Below are 3,734 nucleotides of genomic sequence, written 5' to 3' on the forward strand. Positions count from 1 at the left end.
GGTGATTAAAAAGCCTTGTATGTATCGCTGACTCTCGAAAATTGCCGAAATTTACAACAATCAAAGGATTGAGGGGAAAAATTCAATACTGCTGCTATAGTGATCAACCGCTTTTACTAATTAATTTCAATGATAGTGTTACCCAATCTGAGAGTAATCAAAAATTGCTGAAATTCACAATAGCCAACGAATTGGACGGAAATTTATTTAGTTAACTCTATAGTGATAAACAAAAATGTCAATGATAGCATGATCAAAAAGGTTTAACGCGTTCGCGTAGCGTGGCCGTAGGCCAATCACACAAGCGCGGAAGATTCCCTTCATCGTTTAGCTTAGCTGTCAGCCAATTTCATCATTATCCAAAATTGTTGAAATTTCGGATAGCCAACGAATTGGACGGAAATTTATTTAGTTAACTCTATAGTGAACAACAACAATGTCGATGATAGCGCGATCAAAAAGGTTTAACGCGTTCGCGTAGCGTGGCCAAAGGCCAATCGCTTAGCGTGGCCGTAGGCCAATTCCATCACCAACGAAAATTGCTGAAATTTCCAACTAGCCAAAACGTTTAGTCAAAATTTCCACAGAAGGATCAACTTCCAGCCACACTGTAGCTCCACAATTCTTGGGACAATTGGGCTGATAAACCAACCGAGACGGTCCTTTGATTTCCACATAATGACCGTAGGTGTTTCGATTACCTTGTTTGACGGTTAGGACAGGCTCGTAGGTGTTGTTCTTTTTATTTTGCTTGATGATGTTCTGGTTGACATGAACATAAGTGGCCACCTTTTGGAAACCTCTTCTCCAGGTTCCCTTTGGTCCACGGCGACCGGGACTGACCTTGGGCAAGCCATTAAATAGAGGAATTTGCCAAAATCTGCCAACTTTTTGAGCGCCCTTAATTCTGCCGTTTTTGAGAAGTTGACGAACTCGTTGGACACAAATTCCTAGAAGAAAAGCTGCTTGGGTAGTTCCGACCACTGTCATTTTTTTTGCTCCTTTAATTAGCGCTATACTTAGTATAGCACATTATTTCTGTCTGTGCAAAATTTTTACAAAAATTTACAAATTCGTATAGGTAATTAAATTAGCGCTACTCTTTTAGGGGTGGTAAAGACTATATGGGATGATTAGGGTTGACAGCTATACTATAGCGCTAATTTAATTTTGGGATTCATGGAAGTTTTACTATAGCGCGAACCTTATTTAGGATTTAAGGGGTGTATAAAGTAATTGGATTTAATTTTTTATAGCGCTATATTTATTTGGAGCGGAAATTATCTAGCGCTATTTTTAGCGTAGTTAGTTTACTATAGCGTTATAGTTTTAGACAATTCGGTGATCAACAATTTTATTAGCGCTACTCTTTTAGAGGAGTTAAGGGTTGCATGGGTTGATTAGATTGAATTTCACCCTTAAACTAGCGCTATAGTAATCGAATTGAACCATGGACACACCCAGTGTATTGGGTCAGTTGTCGATCATGTTGTCATCAGTTAAAGGAAAATTATCGGCTTTTGTCCTAAGTGATGATTCCGACACTGCTGCTACTATAGACAAGCTAACAATAGGAGCAGTGATAGCTCGGAGAATACGACTTCCTAGAGAAACAGCGATAAATCCAGCAGCAGTAGCTTGTTCTAGCTCTTGAGTTGTCCAACCACCCTCAGCTCCGGTAGCAATGACAATGCCAGGATGTTGAGCAGGGTCTGTTTGGCCAGTATCCAATCCTAATCGTAAATCTAATAAGCAATTGAGTAGATGGGGAGCCTTTCCCCGAGCTACACAAATATAGCGATAGGCTTCTAGGGTTTCCGGTAACTGAAGACTATCGGAAAAGTCAACAGGGTCAAGAATTTTCGGTACAACTTCCCGTTCTGATTGCTCAGCTGCTTCTTGGGTAATCCGTCGCCACCTCTGGAGCTTTTGAGGGCTAGGATTGAGTAGAGTGCGATCGCTTTTCAACGGCACAATCCGAGTAACTCCCAACTCCGTTGCCATCAGACAAATTTGCTCAAATCCACTCCCTTTAGGCATAGCCGCCATCAAGGTTACCTGTTTAGGCAATTCCGTTTGAATGTGCTCAGATGCAACAATTTTAGCTTGAGTCAAATCACCTTCTAGCTCGCTAACGTACCAGCCACCCTCTCCATCCATAGCAATAAAGCGATCGCCTTTTCTCAGCCGCAACACTCTAATTAGATAATGCTGTTGGGCATCAGTTAAAACAATCCCTTGGTCTTGACACTGTGTAGGTGATATCACCAAGCGCTGCATACTCATTGCTTTTGCCACAGTTTTAGGGAACTTTGGATCACAGACAACATTAGAATTTAGAATTTAGAATTTAGAATTTTGGGTCTTCAGTCGCTTTTATGCTAAAACTCCACTTAAAAAACTCAGAAAGCTTAATCTACAGGGAAAATTAGGCTATTCTTCATTCTTAATTCTTAATTCTTCATTCTTAATTCTTCATTCTGATAGAAACCCTTCAACTGTCAGATTCTCCACCAACTACCACATTCCGAATCCTTAAACTTGGTCCTGCACAACCTACAGCTAAGCCACTTTGTCCACCTTTACCACAGCCACCGGATTCATCCCAATAGAAATCATCACCAATAGCTTCAATATCAGCTAAGGTCTTGAACACATTACCAGAAAGGGTAACATCTCGCACAGGCTCAGCAATTTGACCATTGCGAATCATCCAAGCTTCTCCAGCACTAAAGGTAAACATTTCACCATTAGTCATACCTCCTAGCCAATTTCGAGCATAGACTCCTGTTGTGATATCATCGAACAACTCTGCTACTGGAGTAGCTCCGGGTCCTATCCAAGTATTAGTCATCCGAACAATTGGAGGATAGTGGTAATTAAGACAACGAGCATTACCAGTAGGAGTTTCCCCTAACTTACCAGCAGTTTCACGGGAGTGAAGACGTCCAACGAATACACCATCTTTAATCAACTGAGTGGTAGTGGCTGGAGTGCCTTCATCATCGTAGAAATAGCTACCCCGGTGTCCTTGGGGAGCAGCTCCATCAAAGATTTGTAATTCTTTTGGGCCAAAACGACGCCCTATACTCATCACTTCTAGTAAGTCAGGATTTTCATAAGCCATATCCGCTTCAGATAGGTGTCCAAAGGCTTCGTGGACAAACAAACCAGTCAGGATGGGGTCAATGACTACTGTATAGTTACCACCCGTAACTGGTGGTAATGACAGAGCATCTATAGCACGTTGAGCTGCTCCATGGACTTGTTGATCAAGATTGGTCAGGTCCTCATAGCCTTGGCGAGAGCCAATGGTTTCTCTACCAGTATGGACAGTATCGCCATTACGAGCAGTAGCAGCAAAACGCATTTCCAGATCTGCCCAAGACTGCTCTATCAAGGTACCTTCGGAAGTAGCAATGATGATGCGCTGGTTAACATCCCCATACCGGACAGAAGTAGTAGCAATGCTATTGTCATAACTTCTGAGAATTTGATTGTAGCGATCGCATAATGCTTTCTTCTGAGCCAAGGGAATTTGTCTAGGGTCTGTAGCAGTCAGGGGTAACTGACAAACATCCTGTCTTGGTTCAATGGGAGCAAGGGTGGTTTCTTCATTACCCACAATCCGAGCTGCTGCGATCGCATCTTCGACTCGTTCTTTAATAGCGCTAAGCTGGTTAAAACTCGAAAAACCCCATCCTCCCTTATAACATGCTCTTACTTGTCCACCG

The 3,734-nt window shown here is 42.2% G+C and carries 3 protein-coding genes; all 3 read right to left on the reverse strand.

The annotated features are described in order from the left end of the window. Positions 1-555 precede the first annotated feature (555 nt). Positions 556-990, reverse strand: a complete 435-nt coding sequence (locus F6K52_RS33820; protein WP_293089174.1) for a helix-turn-helix domain-containing protein — start codon at positions 988-990, stop codon at positions 556-558. A gap of 483 nt (positions 991-1,473) precedes the next feature. After that, complete coding sequence (locus F6K52_RS33825; protein WP_293089178.1) at positions 1,474-2,280, reverse strand: 16S rRNA (uracil(1498)-N(3))-methyltransferase; 807 nt, start codon at positions 2,278-2,280, stop codon at positions 1,474-1,476. 214 nt (positions 2,281-2,494) lie between these two features. Beyond that, the coding region (locus F6K52_RS33830) for a TldD/PmbA family protein (RefSeq protein WP_293089176.1) at positions 2,495-3,734 on the reverse strand (1,240 nt) is incomplete at its 5' end.

The sequence above is a fragment of the Moorena sp. SIO3H5 genome (assembly GCF_010692395.1).
GTDB lineage: Bacteria > Cyanobacteriota > Cyanobacteriia > Cyanobacteriales > Coleofasciculaceae > Moorena.

Coding starts and splice junctions, on each gene's coding strand:
- F6K52_RS33820 (WP_293089174.1), bottom strand. CDS start 990: ATGACAGTGGTCGGAACTACCCAAGCAGCTTTTCTTCTAGGAATTTGT.
- F6K52_RS33825 (WP_293089178.1), bottom strand. CDS start 2,280: ATGCAGCGCTTGGTGATATCACCTACACAGTGTCAAGACCAAGGGATT.